The sequence below is a fragment of the Pseudoclavibacter terrae genome (assembly GCF_008831075.1).
In the GTDB taxonomy this organism is placed as follows: Bacteria; Actinomycetota; Actinomycetes; order Actinomycetales; family Microbacteriaceae; genus Pseudoclavibacter; species Pseudoclavibacter terrae.
The window spans coordinates 184,459-206,087 of sequence record NZ_WBJX01000006.1 but is presented as its reverse complement, the minus strand read 5'-3'; the positions used below and the strand labels follow the sequence as shown (position 1 = coordinate 206,087).

Genomic DNA, 21,629 nt, shown 5'->3' with positions numbered 1-21,629 from the left:
TCCGAAGGACCTTGAGAACCATTCGCGCCACCTCCACCACGACCCCCGCGCGTGACGAGAGAAGGGAACATCATGACCAATCCGTTCGATGACACATCCGCAGAGTTCCGAGTTCTTGTCAACGACCTGCAGCAGCACTCCCTGTGGCCAGACTTCGCCGACGTCCCCGCAGGGTGGGTCGTGGTCTACGGACCGGCCCCCAAGCAGGCCTGCCTCGACTACGTGACCGAGAACTGGCGGGACATCACGCCGGTCCGCGAGCGCGACCTGGCGGTCTCGTGATCTCGATTCGCGGCCTGCGGAAGCGATTCGGCGACTTCACCGCGCTCGACGGCGTCGACCTCGAGATCCCCGCCGGCTCCGTCCACGCCCTCCTCGGGCCGAACGGCGCTGGCAAGACCACCACCGTGCGCGTCGTCACGACGCTGCTCGACCCCGATGAGGGCGACGTGGAGGTGGCCGGCCACTCGGTGCAGCACGAGGCGCAGGACGTCCGCCGCAGCATCGGGGTCTCCGGTCAGTACGCGGCCGTCGACGAGAAGCTCACCGGAGTCGAGAACCTGACGATGGTCGGCCAGCTCTACGGGATGCGCAGGCGAGACGCCCGCGCCAGGGCCAACGAGCTCCTTCGCGACTTCCGACTCGACGACCTGCCGGCGAAGAAGCGCGCCGGCGACTACTCCGGCGGCATGCGCCGGCGCCTCGACCTGGCGGGCGCGATCGTCGCCCGTCCGCCCGTCGTGATCCTCGACGAGCCGACGACCGGCCTCGACCCACGAGGGCGCCGCGACACGTGGGACGCCATCCAGACCCTCGCCACGGCGGGCACGACCGTGCTGCTGACCACGCAGTACCTGGAAGAGGCCGACCAGCTCGCCGACTCCATCTCCGTCATCGACGCGGGCAGCATCGTCGCGGAGGGCACGGCCGCCCAGCTCAAGGCCCGAGCCGGTGGCGCGTCGATCGACCTCGTCCTCGACTCCTCCGACGATGGGCGCCGCGCGCTCGACCTCGTCGCAAGCATCAGCAGCGAGGCGTCCCTCGACGACCGTGGTGTGCGTATCACCGCCAAGGCACCGCGTGGCAGCCACGACCTGTCCACCGTCCTGCGTGCGCTCGAGGACGCCGACATCGCCACGAGCGAGGCCGCCCTCCGGCAGCCCACGCTGGACGAGGTGTTCCTCCAGATCACGGGCCAGCGGCCGGATGAACTGATCGCGGATGCAACCGCGCACGACGAGCGAGAGGCGGTCACCGCATGAGCGCCATCACGGCAGCATTCCGCGACGGCAGCATCGTCGCCCGCCGGAACGTCCTCAACGTCCAGCGTACGCCGGGGGCGCTGGTCACCGGCATCGCCCAGCCCATCATCTTCGTGCTCATCCTCGCGTTCGTCTTCGGCGGGGCGCTCGGCGGAGCCGACTACCGGCAGTTCCTCATCGGCGGCATCCTCGCGCAGACGCTCACCTTCAACTCCTCGTTCACGGCTGTCTACCTGGCGAAGGACCTCCAGTCGGGCCTCATCGACCGGCTCCGCACGCTGCCGATGTCGCGCGTGGGCGTCATCCTGGGTCGGACCAGCTCAGACCTCGTCACGAGCATCATCTCGATCGCCGTGATCCTGAGCTGCGGACTCGCGATCGGCTGGCGCGTCGAGTCCGGCCCACTCGAGGTGCTCCTCGCGTTCGGGCTGCTCCTGCTGTTCGCCTTCGCGACCTCCTGGATCGGAGCGACGATCGCGCTGACCGCCAAGAGCGTCGAGGTCGCGCAGAGCCTCGGCCTCCTCTGGCTGTTCCCCGTCTGCTTCATCTCTGGGGCCTTCGTCTCTGCCGACATGCTTCCCGGCCCCCTTCGCGCCTTCGCCGAGTGGAACCCGGTCACCGCGGTGGCAAGCGCCGTGCGAGAGCTCTTCGGGAACGCGGCCCCGAGCGGCTTCACGGCCGCCGGCGGATGGCCTGCCGAGAACGCCGTGCTGTACGCCTTCCTCTGCAGCGTCGCCATCATCGCGATCTTCGCCCCGATCGCGGTCTGGCAGTACCGCCGCATCAGCCGCCGATGATCGCCGTGCTCGCCGCTGGCATCGACGAGGTGCTCGACGCCGCGTCGATGTGCGCGAGCGAGGACGACCGCGTCATGGCGAGCGCCAGGCGGAGCGAGGAGCTGCGTCGGCGAACGCTCGCAGGGCGCGCCGCGCTGCGCCTGCTCGCAGCCTGGGGGCGCGGTCTGCCGCTCGAGCAGGCGAGCGAGCTCGAGATCTCCCGTCTCTGCCCGGACTGCGGTCGCCAGCACGGCCAGCCGCGCAGCGCCGACCTCGCCCTGAGCTCCTCGACGAGCACTGGACGGGTGCTCGTCGCGATCGCGGACCCCGCGGATGCGATCGGCGTCGACATCGAGACCATCCCGCGACAGCTGTGGGCCGGGTTCGATGCGTACGCGCTGCACCCGGACGAACGCGCTCGGGCCTCCGACCTCAGCCAGCCAGCAGCAGTCGCAGCCCGCATCGGCACCTGGACCGCCAAGGAGGCGGCGTTGAAGGTCTCCGGCACCGGCCTGCGGACCGAGCCCGCCTCGCTGCGCGTCGACGAGCATCCGGACCCGGAGCACGGCGGCTGGCACCGCGTGCACGGCGCCCCCTCCCCAGATCTCGCCGGCGCTCGTACCCCCGGCGATCCTGCCGCACCGACCCCCTCGCCCGTCAGCGTGCGGATGCTCGAGGTGCGAGGCAGCGCGAGAGCCGCGGTTGCGGCCAACCGCCCGCAGGAGGTGCGCCTCTGGACGATGCCGGAGCTGCTGACTGAACTCGGCTGTCTGCCCGACACCGGCTACGACGTCGGCGAGCTCTCGCACCTCACCTGAAGCTGCGTCCACGCCTCTGCAGTCGTTCCCGCCTCGGGACGGCCTTGCTGCCGCTGCCGGCGGCAGCCGGAGGTGCCCGAGGTGGGAGAACCCTGTGTCTCAGGGCGGGCCCGGGCGGGTGCCTTCCCCCATTCCCCGCGTTCGGAGCAGAATGTGCCCATGCGGAGAGTCAACGTGATCGTGTCCGGGAACGTGCAGGGCGTCGGCTACCGCTTCAGCGCCGCGCAGGAGGCCGAGCGCCTCGGTGTGAGCGGCTGGGTGCGCAACCTGCACGACGGCCGGGTCGAAGCCGAGCTCGAGGGTGAGGAGAGCCACGTCGACGCGCTGCTCGCGTGGATGGCGGAGGGGCCGCAGTTTGCAGAGGTCACCTCCTCGCGTGTCTCCGAGCGCACCCCGAAGGGCATCCAGGGCTTCCGCGTCGTGCGCTGACGCCGTTCACGCGCCCCGCTCGAGGGCCAGCCTCGTCTCGAGCTGGTCGAGGATCATCTCGAGGCCGACGTCGAACTCGTCAGCGAAGTCGTACGCACCACCGATGATGCGTTCGCCGACGAGCTCCGCAAGGTGTGGGAACTCGTCAGCGGGCAGCTCCATCGCTGCGACGAACTCCTCCGCGTTCTGGCCCTGCTCGAACGGCAGGTTCTGCTCGGTGAGCACGAACCCGAAGACGTACGCATCGAGCAGCGAGTAGGCGTGTGAGGCCAGCAGCACCGAGAACCCGCCGGCGCGCAGCGAGCCGAGCGTCGCGTCGTGGTGGGCGAGCACCGCCACCGCCGGGTTCGAACGGGACTCGAGGAGGCCGAGCGCCCAGGGATGTGCGCCGAGCACCTTGCGAGCTGCGCGCGCCCTTGCACCCATCTCGGCTCGCCAGTCGCCGCCGCCCGGCGGGAGAGGAATCTGCTCGAAGGCCCACCCTGCCAGCGCATCGAGGACAGCCTGCTTGTTCGCCACGTGGTGGTAGAGCGACATGGCCTCGACGCCTACCTCACGCGCCACGCTGCGCATGCTGACTGCGGCGAGCCCGCCTCCGTCAGCGACGCGCACGGCGGCGTCGAGGATGCGCGTCCTGCTCAGCGGTTGACGGTCTGCCATTTCTCCTCCTTGCGGGCTTACATGCGTAAGGCTACTCTGAGCACAACAGGCTTACAGGCGTAAGGGAACTCATGAGAGCTGCAGTCGTCACCAGATACGGACCACCAGAGGCCGTCGTCATCACCGAGATTCCGAACCCGACGCCCCGCACGGGCGAGGTCATCCTCCGAGTCGAAGCCGCTGCCGTGACCTCCGGAGATGCGCGAATGCGCGCCGGGCGTTTTCCTGCCGGCTTCGGGATGCTCGCGCGCCTTGGCATCGGGGTCCGCGGGCCGCGCAAGAAGGTGCTCGGGATCGCCGTGGCGGGCACCGTCGAATCGTCGGGCGCGACGGGCAGCGGCTTCCCGCCGGGCACGAGGGTCGCCGCCATGATCGGCAGCGGACTGGGTGGGCACGCAGAGCTGGCCCGGGTTCCCATCGCACGCCTCGCCCGCCTCCCCGAGCAGGTGTCGTTCGAGGATGCGGCCGGCCTGCTGTTCGGGGGCGGCACCGCCCTCCAGTTCCTGCGCGAGCGCGCCCACGTCCAACCTGGCGAACGCGTCCTCATCAACGGAGCCTCTGGCGCAGTCGGCTCGAGCGCCGTGCAGCTCGCGAAGCACCTCGGCGCGCACATAACTGCAATCTCGAGCGCGCGGAACCGGAGCTTCGCGCTGCGCCTCGGCGCCGACGAGCACGTGGACTACACCAGCACGCCCGTCGGAGACCTCGATGCGCGATACGACGTCGTCCTCGACACCGTCGGGAACCTCAGCAGACGGTCGGGCCGTCACCTGCTCTCCCCCACGGGACGACTCATCCTCGCCGTCGCGGGCCTCGCCGACACGGTCGCCGCGCGCGGCAATGTCATCGCCGGGCCCATTCCCGAGCGGACGGCCGACATCACGGAACTGCTCGAGCTCGCCGCAACCGGCGCCCTCGACCCCGTGACGAGCGTCTCAGGCGGCCTCGAGAGCATCCGCGACGCCTACGCCGTCGTGGACTCCGGTCGCAAGGTCGGCAACCTCGTCATCCTGCCGAACGATTAGCTCGTGAGGCCACCGAAGAGCACCGACACCATCATCGCGACGATGACCGAGTTGAACGAGAACGCCAGCACGACGTTCGTGCGCGCGATCCGCCAGCCTCGGCGGGACGTGATCTCTGCCGAGGCGGTCGCGGCCATCGTCGACATCAGCACGGCGAGCGTCAGATAGTCGCCGAACCGCGGTTCCTCCTCGAACGGGAACACGATCTCCGGGCGACACGCCCGCTCCTGCTCGAGGGCGGGTGCACCCTCGAGACCGACCGCCGGCTCCGTCGCTGCTGTCGCGTCCAGGCGCAGGTACTCGAGCGCGAAGGCGTAGACCATGAGCGCCCACGACGCGGCCACCGTCGCGAGCCCGAGCACCACGAAGATCGTCTGGTCCCGGAACGCGGGTTCCTGCGCGATCGCGATCGTCAGAGCGACGGCGACCATGGCGCCGGCGGTCGTCCAGTCGGTCGCTCCCCCATAGCCGACAAGCCGATGCCACCATCGACGCTTGGTGATGCGCTCCTGCCTGGACGCCACCCGCAACTGCACGGTGTCCGCGTTGCGGTACGCCAGGTGCGTCCAGATCAGGTAGACCGCACCGAACAGCGGCCAGAAGACGATGAAGATGCTCACCAGGTAGCGCACGGAGTCGCCGATCTTGACCCCGAGCCTGCTCGCCACGAAGATATAGAAGGCCGCCGCGAAGGGCGTCGCGATCAGCGCGCTCCAGTTCGCGCGCGCGTTGTCGCTCGTTCTGCGTCTCGCCATGCGGACATCCCGCCCCATGCCGACGTCGCAAGTTCGGGGTGAAGACCGCACACGCCCGCCGCACGATCGAGAAAGCCCCGGTCAGCATGTGCTGACCGGGGCTTCTTGGTGGATCTGAGGGGATTCGAACCCCTGACCCCCTGCATGCCATGCAGGTGCGCTACCAGCTGCGCCACAGACCCGCACCCGTTTCCGGGAACTCGAAAATAATAGCTCAGAACCTGAGGCGTACCAAATCGAGGCGGCCGACGCGTGTCGCTACTGCGCGCGACGGCGTGGCCACGCGTCGACAGCCATGCGGATGGCGGTCGCCGCGAGGAACACGGCGAAGAGGATGTTCGCGAGCGATGGCGAGATGGCCGCAGCGCTCAACCCTCCGAAGCTCGTCGTCAGGCAGGCCGCCCCACCGACGGCAAGGCCAGCGCCCACGTCGACGTTCTTGCGCCGGAAGTTGCTGATCGTGCCCGAGATCGCCGTCGGGATCATCATGAGCAGCGAGCTGCCCTTGGCCAGCAGGTCACTGGACCCGAACAGCACGACCAGCATGGGGACGACGACAACACCGCCGCCGATGCCGAGCAGCCCGGAGAGCACTCCAGTGCAGAGGCCGAGGACGACGAGCAGCACTCCCCCGAGGACGTCGATATGGACGGCGGCGTCCCTCGACGGCACGACGAGGAACAGGGAGACGATGACCACGCCGATGAAGGCGATGAACGACCACTGCAGGGTGCGCTTGGAGACCTTCTGCAGGAGCCATGACCCGATCGGCGCCCCGACGATAGCCCCCGCAGCCAGGAGCGCCGCGAGCAGCAGATCGACGTGGCCGCCGATCGCGTACGTCACGACGCCGACGATCGCCGATGGCAGGATCGCGAGCAGCGAGGTGCCGGCCGCCAAGCGTGGGTCGAGTCGCACCAGGTAGATGAGGGCGGGCACGATGAGGATGCCCCCACCGACGCCGAAGAGGCCGGAGAGGAAGCCCGCCAGCAAGCCGGTGAGGATGAGCCACGCCCATCCTCCCGGGGACCTGCCGGTGGTCACGCCGGTCAGCTCTGCGCGTCCGGAGCCGAGTCCGCGGACTCCGCGTCGTCGGCCCCGATGTCGAGCTTCACGACGGGGGCGTCGTTCCACAGGCGCTCCAGCCCATAGAACATGCGCTCTTCCTCGTGGAAGACGTGCACGACGATGTCGTTGAAGTCGAGGAGCACCCAACGGCCCTCGCGGCGACCCTCACGGCGCAGCGTGCGCTGCCCGATGTCGCGCATCGCGTCTTCGATCTCGTCGGCGATGGACAGCACCATGCGCTCGTTTCGGCCGGAGACGAGCAGGAAGATATCCGTGAGCGGCATGTTGTTCGAGACGTCGAGGGCGACGATGTCGAAGCCGAGTCTCGTGTCGGCGGCTTTCGCTGCGACGTGTGCCAGTTCGATTGCTCGCGTACTCGCGGTCATTCGGTCCCTTTCGTTGAGAGCCCTTGAGAGCTCATCGTGGTGTCCGAGAGGCGATGCGCTCGCCAGCTGATCAGAACCAACCCTGAACGATACCCAGGATCACGGCGACAACGCCAGCCACAGCGACGGCGATCCCGCTGACGACGGCCCAGATCGAGAGACGGATGCCGTGTCCGCGACGCGGCGCGAGCGGCATGCCCGGCTCGCGGACCGCACGACTGGCAGCGACCGGCGTGTGCTCCTCGACGACCCTGCCCTGCTGCGGCTCGTCGCCATCGTCCTCGCGGTCGATCTCGGGCGAGTCGAGGCCGCTGGTGAGCGTGCCGAAGTTGGACAGCTCACGGGAGACCTGCATCTTGCCCGTGACCATGAGGTCACCGGCTCCGCTGAGGGCACCCGTGATGTCTGGCGAGCTCATCTCGGGCATGACGATCATGCCCGTCGGCGTCTCGTCCGTGGAGTGGCTCGCCATCACGAGGCGACGGAAGTAGTCGCCGCTCGTGCCGTCTTCCTGGGCCTCCTGTTCGACGGCGGCCGGGCTGCGGTTGAACGAGTCGCCAGGCAGCTCCACCGCCTCCGACGTGTCGGTGGTCTCCGCGGGACGCTCGGGCGAGAGCCCGTCGATCTGCAGCGGAGCCTCGAGGGCGACACCGGATGCGGGTGAAGGCGCTGAAGGCAGTCCTTCGGCGTCAGCGCTCGTCTCTCCAGCGTCCGCCACATCCGCGGTCGGGACATCACTGCTCGGAGCTTCCGCCTCGACCGAGACGGTCGGCGTGCGGTTCGGCAGCGGTGTCTCCTCGCCCTTCTCGCGGCGCCGTTCGAGCTCTCGCAGCTCGCGGCGGGTCAGTGGAGCGTCACTCATATCGCATCAATCTCTTCAGCCGTGTACAGCCGGTGCTTCGCCATGTACTGCACGACGCCATCCGGAACCAGGTACCAGACCGGCTTCTCCTCGTAGGCGCGCTCCCTGATGTCGGTCGAGGAGATCGCCAGCGCGGGAATCTGGAGGACGGCGACCTTGTCTGCCGGGATCCCGTCGGTTCGCAGTTCGTGGCCGGGTCGAGAGACCGCCACGAACTGCGCGAGCTCGAAGAGCTCGAGCGAGTTCTTCCAGCCGAGGATCTGCGCGATGGCATCCGCGCCCGTGATGAAGTAGAGGTCAGCATCAGGACGGAGCCGCTGCACGTCGCGAAGCGTGTCGATCGTGTACGTGGGACCGTCGCGGTCGACGTCCACTCGACTGACCTTGAATCGTGGGTTCGAGGCCGTCGCGATGACCGTCATGAGGTAGCGGTGCTCGACCGGCGTCACCTGCGACTTGTGCGACGGCTTGCCCGTCGGCACGAAGAGCACCTCGTCGAGCTCGAAGTGCGCTGCCGCCTCGCTCGCCGCCACGAGGTGCCCGTGGTGGATGGGGTCGAAGGTGCCGCCCATGATGCCGACACGGCGGCGCGCGACTGCAGGGGAGGTCTCGACGGTATGAGGCATGGGGGCGGCGCGGCTCTTCGCGCTAGTGCTTCGAGTGGACCGAACCGGCTTCGATGACACCAGCGTGGTTGAACGGCTCGTACGGCACGACCTTCGAGTCGACCGGGTGGCTGTGCCACGTGTTGCGGAACGCGTACGTCACGGCAATGAGGACCACGAAGGTGACGAGCGTGACGACGCCGAACATGATCGGGGGCATCGCCAGCTCGTTGACGACGTGGTGCCCCTCTTCAGCTAGCACAGCGTTGGCAAGCACGGCAGGAATCAGCTCGATCATGCCGTCCATCCTACCCATGTTCGAGGGGTCACTCGTCGACCTTCCATACGCCGCCCTCGCGCTCACGCTCGAGCTCGGCCCGGGCCGCGGCCTTGCCATCCATCCGCTCGTAGTAGCCCTCGCGACGCTCGCGAGTCGTCGTGCGGGCGTTCTCCTCGAGGCGACTGTCCGTGCCACGAGGCGAGACGGTCAGCTCGGCCGCGCTCGTGAGCGTGGGCTCCCAGTCGAAGACGATGCCCTGCGAGCCGGGTCCGATGATCACCGCGGACCCTGCGACGGCACCCGCCTTGAAGAGGGCATCCTCGACGCCGATCTTGTTGAGACGGTCGGCGAGGTAGCCGATCGCCTCGTCATTGGCGAAGTCGGTCTGCGCGACCCAGCGCTGCGGCTTCTCGCCCAGGATCCGGTAGGTGTTGCCGTGCGTTCCGCCCTCGACGCGGATCTCGAAGTCCTTCTCGTCGACGGGGCGTGGGCGAAGCACGATGCGCGGCTTGATGGCCAGCTCGGCCAGCTTCGCCTCGCGGTCGCGTTCGATGAGCTCACCGAGCGCGAAGGAGAGCTCCTTCAGCCCTTCGTGGCTGACGGTGGAGATCTCGAAGACGCGGTAGCCGCGCTCCTCGAGCTCGGGACGGACGAAGTCCGCGAGTTCGCGGCCGTCCGGCAGGTCGATCTTGTTCAGCGCGATGAGCTGGGGGCGCTCGAGCAGGGGGGTCTGCCCCTCGGGCACCGGGTAGCTGCGCAGCTCCTCGAGGATGACATCGAGGTCGCTGATCGGGTCGCGACCAGGATCGAGCGTTCCGCAGTCGAGGACGTGCAGGAGCGCAGAGCACCGCTCGACGTGCCTCAGGAAGTCGAGGCCGAGCCCCTTGCCCTCGCTCGCGCCCTCGATGAGTCCGGGCACGTCGGCGACCGTGTAGCGGTACTGGGCCGCCTGCACGACGCCGAGGTTGGGGTGGAGCGTCGTGAAGGGGTAGTCGGCGATCTTCGGCTTCGCAGCGGACATGGCCGCGATGAGGCTCGACTTGCCGGCAGACGGGTAGCCGACGAACGCGACGTCGGCGACGATCTTGAGCTCGAGCTGCACCTGCAGCTCCTCGCCGGGCGTGCCGAGCAGCGCGAAGCCGGGAGCCTTGCGCTTGGTGTTCGCGAGTGAGGCGTTCCCCAGGCCGCCCTGGCCGCCCTCTGCCGCGACGTAGCGCATGCCGGGCTCCGACAGGTCGGCGAGCTCGACCCCATCCGCGTCACGGACAACCGTGCCGACGGGAACGGGAAGGTCGAGCGGCTGACCCGTGTAGCCGTTGCGCCAGTCACCCATGCCGAAACCGCCCTTGTCGCTCGAGCGGTGGGGCTTGTGGTGGTACGACAGCAGCGTCGTCTCCTGCGGGTCGGCGAAGAACGTGATGCTTCCACCGTTGCCGCCGTCACCGCCATCGGGGCCGGCGAGTGGCTTGAACTTCTCGCGCTTGACGGAGACGCAGCCGTTGCCACCCTCTCCGGCGCGCAGATATAGCGTCACCTGGTCGACGAAGGTGGCCATGAAGAGCTCCTGTAGAACGATTGGTCCTGAAAAGACGGATGAGGGGCGGACCGTGGCCCGCCCCTCATCCTGACACCGCCCTGAATTCAGGGACTGTGCTTGCTGCTATTCGCCAGCGACGATGTTGACCACCTTGCGGCGGCCCTTCGCACCGAACTCGACGATGCCTGCCGAGAGGGCGAACAGCGTGTCGTCGCCACCGCGGCCCACGAGGGCGCCGGGGTGGAAGTGCGTGCCGCGCTGACGGACGAGGATCTCGCCCGCGCTGACGGTCTGGCCCGCGAAGCGCTTCACGCCGAGGCGCTGAGCGTTCGAGTCACGGCCGTTGCGAGTCGAGCTCGCTCCCTTTTTGTGTGCCATTGAAGTCTGCTCCTCGACTTACTTGATGTCGGTGATCTTGATGCGCGTGAGCTCCTGACGGTGGCCCTGACGCTTCTTGTAACCGGTCTTGTTCTTGTACTTCTGGATGACGATCTTCGGGCCACGGAGGTCGTTCAGGACCTCGGCAGTCACCGTGACCTTAGCGAGCTTCTCTGCGTCACTCGTGATGGTCTCACCGTCGACGAGCAGCACAGCCGGAAGCGTGACGTTGCCCTTCTTGTCGGCAACAACACGGTTCGTGGTGAGCACAGTGCCCACCTCTACCTTCTCCTGCCGTCCACCGGCGCGCACAACTGCGAATACCACTTCAGTACCTTTTCTCCGAGCCCGACAAGGTCGGACGCTGTGTGTTCAAACTCTGGAAGCCCTGCTCGCTGCGGCGAGCTGACTCTGCCCTGCTACCGGGCGAGGGAATGCCAGCACGAATGCAAACGTGCAACAGCGAACCACTTTACCCGGCAGGGTCGGTACGCGCAAGCGCACCCACCCGGTGGGCGCTCTCGCGCCCGGCCGCCCTGCTCTGACCGCCTATTCGGCGGAGAGCGGCGGCGTCGTGATGCGGCGGCGTCGCGGACGCCCCGAAGCACCCTTCGGCGGTTCAGCCGTGACCGGCTGGACTGCCTCAGGTGCCGACGTCACCGACGCGTCCTGAGACTCCTCAGGGGCGGCGGCGGGTGTCGTCACCTCGACCGCGGCTGGGGCCCCGGTCGTTTCGCTCGCTGCGGGCTGCTGCTGTTCACCCTCGGGGGCGACCAGCGCATCCAGCAGCGAGTCGAGTTCGCGCAGCGCTGCCGGGTCGGCCTCGCGCGTGGTCTGGGCCGGCTCGGCGCTCTTGGCCGAGTCGAAGTCGAAGAGGTTCTCACTGGCGCGAGCCTTGCGGTCGTCGCTGTCGGACTGCTGTGCCTCGTTGCGGTCGACCGACGCCGCGTCGCCAGCTGCCGCCTCCGGCGCCTGGTCGTGCGTCGATGCGGGCGCCTGGGCGTCCGTCTTGGCACGCCTGCGTCCGCGACGCGAGCGACGAGACTCACTCGGCTGGGCAGCCTGCTCGTCACCCCGCTCGTCGGCCACCGGAGCCTGGGCACCCTGCTGCGACTGCGATTCCGCGGCCTGCTCCTCGCCGTGCTCACCCGGCTTCTGACCGTTGATGGTGGACGCGGCGATCTTGGAGAGGGCCCCACGGAGCTCGTCCGTGATGCCGTGCGTGGACGTCGACGGCGCCGCCGGAGCTGCGACCGCCCGAGGCCCCTGCTGCTCGCGCTGCTGTCCGCCTCCGCGGCCCTTGCGGCCGTTCTTGCTGTTGGCGGCACTGTCAGGAGCGCCACCGCGGTGCTTCAGCACCGGGTCGTGGAACACGATGACACCGCGACCCGCGCAGGACTCGCACGGCTCGCTGAACGTCTCGAGCAGGCCGAGGCCCAGCTTCTTGCGGGTCATCTGCACCAGACCGAGGCTCGTGACCTCGGCGACCTGGTGCTTGGTCCGGTCGCGGCTGAGGCACTCGATGAGGCGACGCATGACGAGGTCGCGGTTCGATTCGAGCACCATGTCGATGAAGTCGACGACGATGATGCCGCCGATGTCACGGAGACGCAGCTGACGCACCACCTCTTCGGCGGCCTCGAGGTTGTTCTTCGTGACCGTCTCCTCGAGGTTGCCGCCGGACCCGACGAACTTCCCCGTGTTGACGTCGACGACCGTCATGGCTTCAGTGCGGTCGATGACCAGCGATCCACCGGAGGGCAGCCAGACCTTGCGGTCGAGGGCCTTCTCGATGTGCTCCGTGGCGCGGTACTCGGCGAAGACGTCGCCGCCCTGGAATGCCTCGACGCGATCGACGAGGTCAGGGGCCACCTGGCGCAGGTAGGTCGTGATGGTCTCGAGCTCGTCGCTGCCCTGGATCACGATCTTCTGGAAGTCCTCGTTGAAGACATCGCGGATGATCTTGATGAGCAGGTCGGGCTCGGAGTGCAGGAGCGCAGGAGCCGGGCCGGCCTCGATGCGGGAGGAGATGTCGGCCCACTGCGCCGTGAGTCGGTTGACGTCGCGCTCGAGCTGGTCCTGAGTCGCTCCCTCGGCGGCCGTGCGCACGATGACGCCGACGCCTGCCGGCAGGGTCTCCTTCAGGATCTTCTTGAGGCGAGCGCGCTCGGTGTCCGGCAGCTTGCGTGAGATGCCGTTCATCGAGTTGCCGGGGACGTAGACGAGGTAGCGGCCGGGAAGCGAGACCTGGCTCGTGAGGCGCGCACCCTTGTGGCCGATCGGGTCCTTCGTGACCTGGACGAGCACGCGGTCGCCGGGCTTGAGGGCGTTCTCGATGCGACGCGACTTGCCACCGACCTCTGCGGCGGCCCAGTCGACCTCGCCGGAGTAGAGGACGGCGTTGCGTCCGCGACCGATGTCGATGAAGGCGGCTTCCATGCTCGGCAGCACGTTCTGAACGCGGCCGAGGTAGACGTTCCCGATGAGGGACGACTCCTGCGAGCGGGCGACGTAGTGCTCGACGAGGACCTTGTCCTCGAGCACGCCGATCTGCACGCGGTCGTCCTTCGCACGGACGAGCATGACGCGGTCGACGGACTCGCGCCGGGCGAGGAACTCGGATTCGGTGACGACCTGGCGACGGCGACCGCTCTCGCGACCCTCGCGGCGTCGCTGGCGCTTCGCCTCGAGACGAGTAGAGCCCTTGATCTTCTGCGGCTCCGTGATGAGCACCGGCTCTTCGGCCTGCTGCTCCTCACGAGGCTGACGGCGGCGAGTCGTCGACTGGGAGCGCTCGGCGGATGCCTGCCTGCGGTCGTCACGGGAGGAATCGCGTGAGCGGTCTCCACGGTCTGAGCGGTCTCCACGCTCAGAGCGCTCTCCGCGGTCGGAGCGGTCGGTCGACTCCTGGCGGTCGTAGCGGTCGGCGCGGTCGCTGCGCTCCGAACGCTCGTACGGCTCGTCGTCCTGGCGTCGCGACCGGCTGCGGTCCTCGCGCGGTGCGCGCTCCAGGACCGGCGGCAGATCGGGCTGCAGGAAGAACAGCGTCGTCGACGAGATGACGGCAGGGATGGGCGACGTCGCGTCTTCCCCGGAACCCTGTTCCTCGGTCTCCTCTGCAACCGCCTGCGCGGACTCCTGGCGGAGTTCCGCGTCGAGCTGCTCCTGGGCGCTCGCCGACTCCGTGTTGGTGTTCTGGTCTGATTCGTTTGTGGTCACCATTTCTGGTGTGCTCCTACTCCGGCGTGGCGCAAAGCGTGCGCCCACCCCTCCGGGCGATGAGGATGCCACGCATCCTCATCGAAAATGGTCTCCGCCCGTTCGGCGGAAATGTTGTTCGTGCTGTGCCGCGGTTGCGGCGATCCTGCCTGCGGCGCGTGCGACGGAGCGTTGCTCTGCTCGTGGCGCGTGCCTGAAAAACTTCGGGTGCCGTGGGACTCTGCCCGGTCGACGATCCCAGTATCGCACGGCCGACGCTCCCGGGCCCTGATTCGGCTGTGGGCCGATCGTCAGGGAAGGGCGCGCCTGTGGTGGGCGATGCCGAGGATGCGCTCGGCGGCCGCGCAGTATCCGGCGAGGAAGGCACTGGCCACGAGCCCCACCGCGTCTTCCGTCGGCAGGAACCGCGGGTGGTGCAGCGTCGGGGCGTAGGCGCCATCCGGACCGGGAAGCCCAGCCGTCTCGACGCCGGCGAAGCACATGATCGACGGCACCTCGTCGCAGTAGTACGAGAAGTCGTCGCCGCCGAGCGAGCGCATGGGCTCGGCGCCGTCGACGCCGAGCCGCGCGAGCCAGTCGTCGGCATCGGAGGCCAGGTGGGAGTCGTTGATGAGCACCGGCATGTTCTGGTGCATATGGACCACAGCCTCCGTCCCGTAGGCCTCCGCCGTGCGCACCGCGAGATGCTGCACGGCCGCGAAGAGCAGCTCGCGGTCTCTGGGGGCGGTGGTGCGCATGGACGCGAGCAGCCGCGCGCTCGAGGGCAGCACGTTCGCCGCCCCCTCCCCCGCGCTCAGCGTGCCGACGCTGATCACTGCGGGGTTCATCGGGGAGATGGTGCGACGGACCACCTCGGGCAGGCCGAGGGCGATCTGGGCGATCGCCGCGACGGGATCGGCTGCCTGGTGCGGGTACGCACCATGGCCGCCGCGCCCCTGGAGTGAGATCTCGATCTCGTCAGCGGCCGCGTTGATGTAGCCGCCGCCGATCGCGATGGCACCTCGCGGGACGCCCGGGTGCACGTGTGCGCCGATGACGTGCTCGACCTGGAACCGCTCGAGACCGCCCTCCTGGACGATCTGATGCGCACCGGACGGATAGGTCTCCTCCCGCGGTTGGAGGATCGGCACCAGACCGACGGGCAGCTCCAGGTGGTCGGCGGCGCGGATGAACGCGACCAGCGCGGCCTGATGGACGTCATGACCGCACGCGTGCATCGCCCCGTTGGCCGAGGCGAACGGGACTCCGGTGAGCTCGGTCAGGGGCAGCGCGTCCAACTCCGCCCGGACTCCCACCGCTCCCCCCGCGCTCGGGCCGAGTCGCCCGATGCGGCCCGAGTCGGCGATGCGATGCATCGCGACCCGGTCGCCGAGCTCGCTCTCGAGACGAGCGGCGGTCTCGTTCTCGTCACCGGAGAGCCTGGGGTTCGCGTGCAGCTCCTGGCGGAGGCGCACCGCGGCCGGCAGCTCGTCGCGCAACGCGACGCGCCACGCCGCGGCCAGCTCATCGAGCCGCTCACCGTGTGCCGTCGCCGACGATCCTCGCCCAGCCTTCATCCGTGCCTCGCCCCCGAATCACTCGTGTCGGACCTGCCGGTCCGCGTACTGCGAAGCCTACGACTCCGCCGCCCTGCAGCCCGAGTCGGTCAGGCCGCGAACCAGATGCCGAGCTCGCGCTGTGCCGACTCGACGGAGTCGGACCCGTGGACGATGTTCAGCAGGACGCCCGCGTCCCAGTCGCGGCCGAGGTCGCCGCGAATCGTGCCGGGTGCGGCCGTCGTGGGGTCGGTGGTGCCTGCCAGCGAGCGGAAGCCCTCGATGACGCGGTGGCCCGCGACGCGGATGGCGACGGTCGGTCCCGACTGCATAAACTCGAGGAGCCCCTCGTAGAACGGCTTGCCCTCGTGCTCCGCGTAGTGCGCGGACAGGATGGCGCGGTCGGCGTGCACGAGGCGGATGTCGACGAGCGAGTAGCCCTTCGTCTCGATGCGGCGGAGCACTTCGCCCGTGAGGCCGCGCTGCACGCCGTCCGGCTTGACGAGCACAAGCGTCTCTTCGATGGTTGCCATGATTCCTCCATTGGTCGTGGTGGTCTGCCCCTGAGGGCCGGGTCGGTGGATGTGAGCCTGCGTCAGCTGCTCGGTGTGTCGGTCTGGTCGATGGGCTGCCCGTCGATGCCGATCTCCCCAGCCGCGAGGCGACGGTTGTACTCGGCGATGATCGGGGCCCGCTGTCGGTCGATCTGGCCGCCCTTCCACATGAAGTACGTCCAGGAGGCGAGGAACAGCGCCCCGACGACGAACATACCGGGGTGGAGGAAGCCGGCGGCGACGAGCAGCACCTGCACCGCCCATCCGAGCCAGATCCCCCACTCGTGGCGGAGGAATCTGATCGTCACGAGGATGAGCACGGCGAAGGCCGCCCCGAGCACGAATGCAGGGACGGGGTCGAGCACCCGCATCCCGAAGATGAGGAGTGTGCCCAAGAAGACGACGAAGAGCTCGAAACCCAGGAAGATGGAGCCGATGACCTCGCGGATGCTGCGCTGGCGAGGGACTCGGGTTCGGTTCCGCGGACTCACGACTCCTGCGCCCAGCCTTCGTCGCGCGACAGGGTGAGTGCCGTGCCGATGAGCGTCACGGAGCCTGTGATGAGAACCGCCGCGTTCTTGCCCTCGTCCGCGCCTTCTGCGAGGAGGTCGAGAGCGACCTCGCGGGCGCGTTCGATGGCATCCTCAGCACGCTCGAGCACCTCGGGTTCGCTGCCCGTGACGTCGCGGACGATGTCGCCGAGCGCCTCGGCGTCGATGGCACGCACCGAGTCGGACTGCGTGACCACGAAACGCTCGGCGATGGGCTGCAACGCCCGGATGATCCCGGCGGCGTCCTTGTCCTCGAGCACGCCGAGGACCACGACGACCCGCGAGAAGTCGAACGACTCGGTCACCGCTCGCGCGAGCGCCTCCGCGCCGTGCGGGTTGTGGGCGGCGTCGATGAGCATGGGGGGCGTGACGCCGATGCGCTCGAGTCGGCCGGGGGACGTCACCTCGCCGAACGCGGCCTCGACGAGCTCGTCGTTCAGGCTCCGGTTCGCGCCGAAGAAGGCTTCGACGGCCGCGAGAGCGACGGCCGCGTTGTGGGCCTGGTACTCCCCGTCGAGCGGCAGGAGGAGGTCCGCGTACCTGCCCACGATGCCGCGCACGGTGATGAGTCGACCGCCGACCGCGAGCTGGTTGTCGGTGACCGCGAAGTCGGTGGGCTCGGCGAAGACCTGGGCCTCGGAGATGCCCGCGGCCCGCGTGATCTCGGCGAGCACCTCGGGCTGCTGCTCGGCGGTGACGACACGTGCGGCCGGCTTGATGATGCCCGCCTTCGTGCGCGCGATCTCGTCGAGGGTTCGGCCGAGTCGCTGCGTGTGGTCCAGCGCGATGGGCGTGAAGACCGCCACCTCGCCGTCGGCGACGTTCGTGGAATCCCACTCGCCGCCCATCCCGACCTCGACGACCGCGACGTCGACCGGCGCGTCCGCGAAGCACGCGTAGGCCAGCACGGTGAGCGCCTCGAAGAACGTGAGGCGCGGCTCGCCGGCGGCCTCGAGCTCCGCATCCACGATCGAGAGGAACGGGGTGATGTCCTCCCAGTTCGCGACGAGTCGCTCGTCGCTGATGGGGCTGCCGTCGACGGCGATGCGCTCGTTGAGGCGCTCGAGGTGGGGGCTCGTCAGGAGGCCTGTCCGCAGGCCGTGGGCGCGCAGCACCGTCTCGATGATGCGTGCCGTCGAGCTCTTGCCGTTGGTCCCCGTGAGGTGGATGACGGGGTAGGCCGTGTGCACGTCGCCGAGCAGCTCGACCGCGCGCCGCGTGGCGTGCAGGCGCGGCTCGGGAGCCGCCTCCCCCACGCGCTCCATGAGCTCGTCGAAGACCCGCTCACCCTCGCTGGCCCAGTCCGTTCCTTCGAGCAGGAGGCGCTCGTCCTCCTCGCGCTCGGTCAGGACCTCGTCCTCATCGTCGGAGACCGCCGGCATGAACGTCTCGGCGATGTCCTCGGGCCGGAGCTCCAGGTCGCCGGAATTCGTGACACCCTCATTCCCGTCGGGCTGGTCGTCCCAGTCGCCGGAATCCTGCTGATCGCGTTCGCTCACGCCACTACCTCCACGTCGATCTCCAGTGCACCATACGTGTCGGCGCTCGCCTCGGCGTCCGCGGGGACAGCGAGTCCGCCGGCCACCTGGAACTCGACGGCGAGCGTCTCGCCGGCGATGAGCTCACGGTGCGCTTCGATGGCCGCGACCGACGCGTCGTCGGCACGCAGGGTGAGGCGGATGCGGTCGGAGACCTCGAGTCCGGCCTCCTTGCGCGCGTCCTGCACGGCACGCACGACGTCGCGGGCGAGGCCCTCGGCGGCGAGCTCGGGGGTCACGTTCGTGTCGAGCACGAGGATGCCGCCGCTCGGCAGCAGGGTGATGGCGCGGTCCTCGCTCTCACCGGCGGTGACGAGCTTGACCTCGTACTCACCGGCCTCGAGCTGCAGGCCGCCCGCCGTGACGACGCCGTCGACCTCGCTCCAGTCTCCCGACTTCGACGCCTTGATCGCGAGCTGCACCTGCTTGCCCAGGCGCGGACCAGCGGCCCGCGCGTTGACCTGCAGGACCCGGTCGATGCCGTACTTGGCCTCAGACTCGTCGACGAGCTGCTCGAACTCGACGGACTTCACGTTGAGCTCGTCGCGCAGGATGCCGGCGAACGGCTCGAGCGCGTCCGTGTTCGGGGCGACGACGGTGAGGCTCGCGAGCGGCAGGCGCACGCGGCGCCCGGCCTGCTTGCGCAGCGACAGGGCGGAGCTCGTGACACGGCGCACCGCGTCCATCGAGTCGACGAGCGTCTGGTCGCTGGGGAAGGCGGAGGCGTCCGGCCAGTCGGTGAGGTGCACGCTGCGGCCGCCCGTGAGCCCGCGCCAGACGGTCTCGGAGATGAGCGGCGTCAGCGGGGCGGCGACGCGGGTGAGCGTCTCGAGCACCGTGTAGAGCGTGTCGAACGCCTCGGTGCTCGAGGCGTCGTCGGTCACGCCTCGCCAGAAGCGGTCCCGCGAGCGCCGCACGTACCAGTTGGTGAGCACGTCGCCGAAGTCGCGCAGGCGCGAGGCCGCGGTCGTCGAGTCGAGCGCCTCGAGGTCGGCCTGCACCTCGGAGACGAGCACGCCGAGCTTCGCGAGGATGTACTGGTCGAGCACGTCGCTCGAGTCGGTGCGGAACTTGGCCTCGTACGCCTCGGTCGAGCCGACCGCCGTGTTGGCGTAGGTCGTGAAGAAGTAGTACGTCGACCACAGGGGAAGCAGGAACTGGCGGACACCCTCGCGGATGGTCTCCTCGGTGACGATGAGGTTGCCGCCGCGCAGCACGGGGCTCGCCATGAGGAACCAGCGCATGGCGTCGGAGCCGTCGCGGTCGAAGACCTCCTGCACGTCCGGGTAGTTGCGGAGGCTCTTCGACATCTTGCGGCCGTCGTTGCCGAGGACGATGCCGTGGCTCACGACGCGCTTGAAGGCGGGGCGGTGGAAGAGCGCCGTCGACAGCACGTGCATGACGTAGAACCAGCCGCGCGTCTGCCCGATGTACTCGACGATGAAGTCGGCGGGCGAGTGCGAGTCGAACCAGTCGCGGTTCTCGAACGGGTAGTGCACCTGCGCGTAGGGCATGGACCCCGAGTCGAACCACACGTCGAGCACGTCGGGGATGCGCCGCATCGTGGATGCGCCCGTCGGGTCGTCCGGGTTCGGCCTCGTGAGCTCGTCGATGAACGGGCGGTGCAGGTCGGTGGGGCGCACGCCGAAGTCGCGCTCGATGTCGTCGAGCGAGCCGTAGACATCCACTCGCGGGTGGCTGGGGTCGTCGCTCTTCCACACGGGGATGGGGCTGCCCCAGTAGCGGTTGCGGCTGATCGACCAGTCGCGGGCTCCCTCGAGCCACTTGCCGAACTGGCCGTCCTTGACGTTGTCCGGCACCCAGTCGATCTGCTGGTTCAGCTCGACGAGCTCGTCGCGGAACTGCGTGACGCGCACGAACCAGCTCGAGACGGCCTTGTAGATGAGGGGCCTGCGGCAGCGCCAGCAGTGCGGGTACGAGTGCTCGTAGCTGGCCTGCTTGAAGAGCCGGCCGTCTGCCTTGAGGAGCTGCGTGAGCGGCTTGTTGGCATCGAAGACCTGTAGGCCGGCGACGGGCTCGACGGCGGCGAGGAACTTGCCGCCCTCGTCGACGGAGAGGATCGTCGGGATGCCGGCGGCGTCGCTGAGCACCTTGTCGTCCTCACCGTAGGCGGGCGCCTGGTGGACGATGCCCGTGCCGTCGCTGGTCGTGACGTAGTCGCCGAGCAGGAACTGCCACGCGTTCTGGGTGCCGTACGTCTCGGTGTCGGCGTAGAAGTCCCAGAGTCGCTGGTAGCGGAGGCCTGCGAGCTCGGCGCCCTTGAGGGTGCGAGCCGTCGCGGCCGTCGCGTCTTCTGCGGCCTCGTAGCCGAGCTCCTTGGCGTGCGCTGCGACGCGCGCGGTGGCGAGCAGGAAGGATCCTTCGCCCGCTTCGGTGCCGTCGGCCGCGCCGAGCGGTCCCGCGGGCACGACGGCGTAGTCGATCTCGGGGCCGACGGCCAGGGCCAGGTTGGTCGGGAGTGTCCACGGGGTCGTCGTCCACGCGAGCGCCTTCACGCCGGCGAGGCCGAGCGCATCCGCCTGCTCACCATCGAGGGGGAAGGTGACCGTGACCGTCTGGTCCTGACGCATCTGGTAGACGTCGTCGTCCATGCGCAGCTCGTGGTTGGAGAGCGGCGTCTCGTCGTTCCAGCAGTACGGGAGCACACGGAAGCCCTCGTAGGCGAGGCCGTCGTCGTAGAGCTTCTTGAACGCCCACAGCACCGACTCCATGTAGGAGATGTCGAGCGTCTTGTAGTCGTTCTCGAAGTCGACCCAGCGGGCCTGGCGGGTCACGTACTCCTGCCATTCCTGCGTGTACTTCAGCACCGACTCGCGGGCGGCGTCGTTGAAGGTGTCGATGCCCATGGCCTCGATCTCGGCCTTCGACTGGATGCCGAGCTGGCGCATGGCCTCGAGCTCTGCGGGCAGCCCGTGCGTGTCCCAGCCGAAGCGGCGGTGCACCTGGCGGCCGCGCATCGTGAAGTAGCGGGGGAAGACGTCCTTGGCGTAGCCGGTGAGGAGGTGGCCGTAGTGCGGGAGGCCGTTGGCGAAGGGTGGGCCGTCGTAGAACACCCACTCTTCAGCGCCTTCGCGCTGGTCGATGGACGCCTGGAAGGTGCCGTCTTCGCGCCAGAAGTCGAGGACGCGCTCTTCGAGTCGCGGGAACGACGGGGAGGCGGCGACGCTGTCCCTCGTCGAGCTGGCGGGGGTCGAGCCTGCGGGCTCGGCGGCTGGTCCGAACGAGGCCTTCGGGTAGCTCATGCGGTGGAACTCCTGGCAGTAAGTGGATGTGCTTGGTCTGCTTCAGGGACGCCGTGCGGCGCGGTACCACCCCGATTGCGCGCTCCCCCGGAACATTCTTCCGCTGGAGGAAGGGCTTCCGTTGGCAC

The 21,629-nt window shown here is 68.9% G+C and carries 22 protein-coding genes and 1 tRNA gene; 6 read left to right on the top strand and 17 right to left on the bottom strand.

What is annotated here, in order from left to right; translation table 11 throughout:
• Positions 1-72: 72 nt before the first annotated feature.
• From F8O03_RS16265 to F8O03_RS16245, 5 genes are all read left to right on the top strand, one after another.
• Positions 73-282: an MbtH family protein gene (locus F8O03_RS16265; RefSeq protein ID WP_218855261.1), complete on the top strand. Its 210-nt coding sequence runs from the start codon at positions 73-75 to the stop codon at positions 280-282.
• The gene (locus tag F8O03_RS16260; protein ID WP_151424786.1) at positions 279-1,262 is read left to right on the top strand and encodes an ATP-binding cassette domain-containing protein; all 984 of its coding nucleotides are present in this window, start codon (positions 279-281) and stop codon (positions 1,260-1,262) included. The genes F8O03_RS16265 and F8O03_RS16260 overlap by 4 nt, the downstream gene beginning before the upstream one ends.
• Entirely contained in the window at positions 1,259-2,059 is an 801-nt protein-coding gene (locus F8O03_RS16255) for an ABC transporter permease (RefSeq protein ID WP_104253056.1), read from the top strand. Before F8O03_RS16260 ends, F8O03_RS16255 begins: the two co-directional genes overlap by 4 nt.
• Positions 2,056-2,856 (top strand): 4'-phosphopantetheinyl transferase family protein, encoded by an 801-nt coding sequence (locus F8O03_RS16250; protein ID WP_167516616.1) that lies wholly within the window; start codon positions 2,056-2,058, stop codon positions 2,854-2,856. Before F8O03_RS16255 ends, F8O03_RS16250 begins: the two co-directional genes overlap by 4 nt.
• 159 nt (positions 2,857-3,015) lie before the next feature.
• On the top strand, positions 3,016-3,285 hold the full coding sequence (locus tag F8O03_RS16245) for an acylphosphatase (protein ID WP_208851888.1): 270 nt from the start codon (positions 3,016-3,018) through the stop codon (positions 3,283-3,285).
• Between the two features lie 6 nt (positions 3,286-3,291).
• Here the strand turns inward: F8O03_RS16245 and F8O03_RS16240 are convergent, their stop codons facing one another.
• Entirely contained in the window at positions 3,292-3,945 is a 654-nt protein-coding gene (locus F8O03_RS16240) for a TetR/AcrR family transcriptional regulator (protein WP_151424783.1), read from the bottom strand.
• Positions 3,946-4,016: 71 nt separating this feature from the next.
• On the opposite strand from F8O03_RS16240, the gene F8O03_RS16235 reads away from it, so the two are divergent.
• On the top strand, positions 4,017-4,970 hold the full coding sequence (locus F8O03_RS16235) for an NAD(P)-dependent alcohol dehydrogenase (RefSeq protein WP_151424782.1): 954 nt from the start codon (positions 4,017-4,019) through the stop codon (positions 4,968-4,970).
• Here the strand turns inward: F8O03_RS16235 and F8O03_RS16230 are convergent.
• From F8O03_RS16230 to ileS, 16 genes are all read right to left on the bottom strand, one after another.
• Positions 4,967-5,725 carry a DUF1345 domain-containing protein gene (locus tag F8O03_RS16230; RefSeq protein WP_167516615.1) on the bottom strand — a complete coding sequence of 253 codons (759 nt, stop codon included), beginning with the start codon at positions 5,723-5,725 and terminating at the stop codon, positions 4,967-4,969. The two genes, F8O03_RS16235 and F8O03_RS16230, sit on opposite strands and share 4 nt — an antisense overlap.
• Before the next feature lie 106 nt (positions 5,726-5,831).
• Positions 5,832-5,907, bottom strand: a tRNA-Ala gene (locus tag F8O03_RS16225).
• Between the two features lie 76 nt (positions 5,908-5,983).
• Entirely contained in the window at positions 5,984-6,769 is a 786-nt protein-coding gene (locus F8O03_RS16220; RefSeq protein ID WP_244296339.1) for a sulfite exporter TauE/SafE family protein, read from the bottom strand.
• A gap of 5 nt (positions 6,770-6,774) precedes the next feature.
• A complete protein-coding gene (gene rsfS, locus F8O03_RS16215; RefSeq protein WP_151424780.1) occupies positions 6,775-7,179 on the bottom strand; it encodes a ribosome silencing factor in 405 nt (134 codons plus the stop codon).
• 70 nt (positions 7,180-7,249) lie between these two features.
• On the bottom strand, positions 7,250-8,041 hold the full coding sequence (locus F8O03_RS16210; protein ID WP_151424779.1) for a hypothetical protein: 792 nt from the start codon (positions 8,039-8,041) through the stop codon (positions 7,250-7,252).
• The gene (gene nadD, locus F8O03_RS16205; RefSeq protein ID WP_151424778.1) at positions 8,038-8,667 is read right to left on the bottom strand and encodes a nicotinate-nucleotide adenylyltransferase; all 630 of its coding nucleotides are present in this window, start codon (positions 8,665-8,667) and stop codon (positions 8,038-8,040) included. Before nadD ends, F8O03_RS16210 begins: the two co-directional genes overlap by 4 nt.
• A gap of 22 nt (positions 8,668-8,689) precedes the next feature.
• Positions 8,690-8,944 (bottom strand): hypothetical protein, encoded by a 255-nt coding sequence (locus F8O03_RS16200; protein ID WP_146080758.1) that lies wholly within the window; start codon positions 8,942-8,944, stop codon positions 8,690-8,692.
• A gap of 28 nt (positions 8,945-8,972) precedes the next feature.
• Positions 8,973-10,481 (bottom strand): GTPase ObgE, encoded by a 1,509-nt coding sequence (gene obgE / locus F8O03_RS16195; RefSeq protein ID WP_104253065.1) that lies wholly within the window; start codon positions 10,479-10,481, stop codon positions 8,973-8,975.
• A gap of 105 nt (positions 10,482-10,586) precedes the next feature.
• A complete protein-coding gene (gene rpmA, locus F8O03_RS16190; RefSeq protein WP_068481308.1) occupies positions 10,587-10,841 on the bottom strand; it encodes a 50S ribosomal protein L27 in 255 nt (84 codons plus the stop codon).
• 18 nt (positions 10,842-10,859) lie between these two features.
• Entirely contained in the window at positions 10,860-11,168 is a 309-nt protein-coding gene (gene rplU, locus F8O03_RS16185; protein WP_068481311.1) for a 50S ribosomal protein L21, read from the bottom strand.
• Between the two features lie 222 nt (positions 11,169-11,390).
• Entirely contained in the window at positions 11,391-14,108 is a 2,718-nt protein-coding gene (locus F8O03_RS16180) for an Rne/Rng family ribonuclease (protein ID WP_460900065.1), read from the bottom strand.
• Between the two features lie 242 nt (positions 14,109-14,350).
• Positions 14,351-15,616: a M20 metallopeptidase family protein gene (locus tag F8O03_RS16175; RefSeq protein WP_151424776.1), complete on the bottom strand. Its 1,266-nt coding sequence runs from the start codon at positions 15,614-15,616 to the stop codon at positions 14,351-14,353.
• An 89-nt stretch (positions 15,617-15,705) separates the two neighbouring features.
• Positions 15,706-16,128 carry a nucleoside-diphosphate kinase gene (gene ndk / locus F8O03_RS16170; RefSeq protein WP_151424775.1) on the bottom strand — a complete coding sequence of 141 codons (423 nt, stop codon included), beginning with the start codon at positions 16,126-16,128 and terminating at the stop codon, positions 15,706-15,708.
• 62 nt (positions 16,129-16,190) lie between these two features.
• Positions 16,191-16,640 (bottom strand): DUF4233 domain-containing protein, encoded by a 450-nt coding sequence (locus tag F8O03_RS16165; RefSeq protein WP_167516614.1) that lies wholly within the window; start codon positions 16,638-16,640, stop codon positions 16,191-16,193.
• Positions 16,637-17,965 carry a bifunctional folylpolyglutamate synthase/dihydrofolate synthase gene (locus F8O03_RS16160; protein WP_244296346.1) on the bottom strand — a complete coding sequence of 443 codons (1,329 nt, stop codon included), beginning with the start codon at positions 17,963-17,965 and terminating at the stop codon, positions 16,637-16,639. Before F8O03_RS16160 ends, F8O03_RS16165 begins: the two co-directional genes overlap by 4 nt.
• Before the next feature lie 230 nt (positions 17,966-18,195).
• Entirely contained in the window at positions 18,196-21,501 is a 3,306-nt protein-coding gene (gene ileS / locus F8O03_RS16155; protein WP_151424774.1) for an isoleucine--tRNA ligase, read from the bottom strand.
• Positions 21,502-21,629 lie beyond the last annotated feature (128 nt).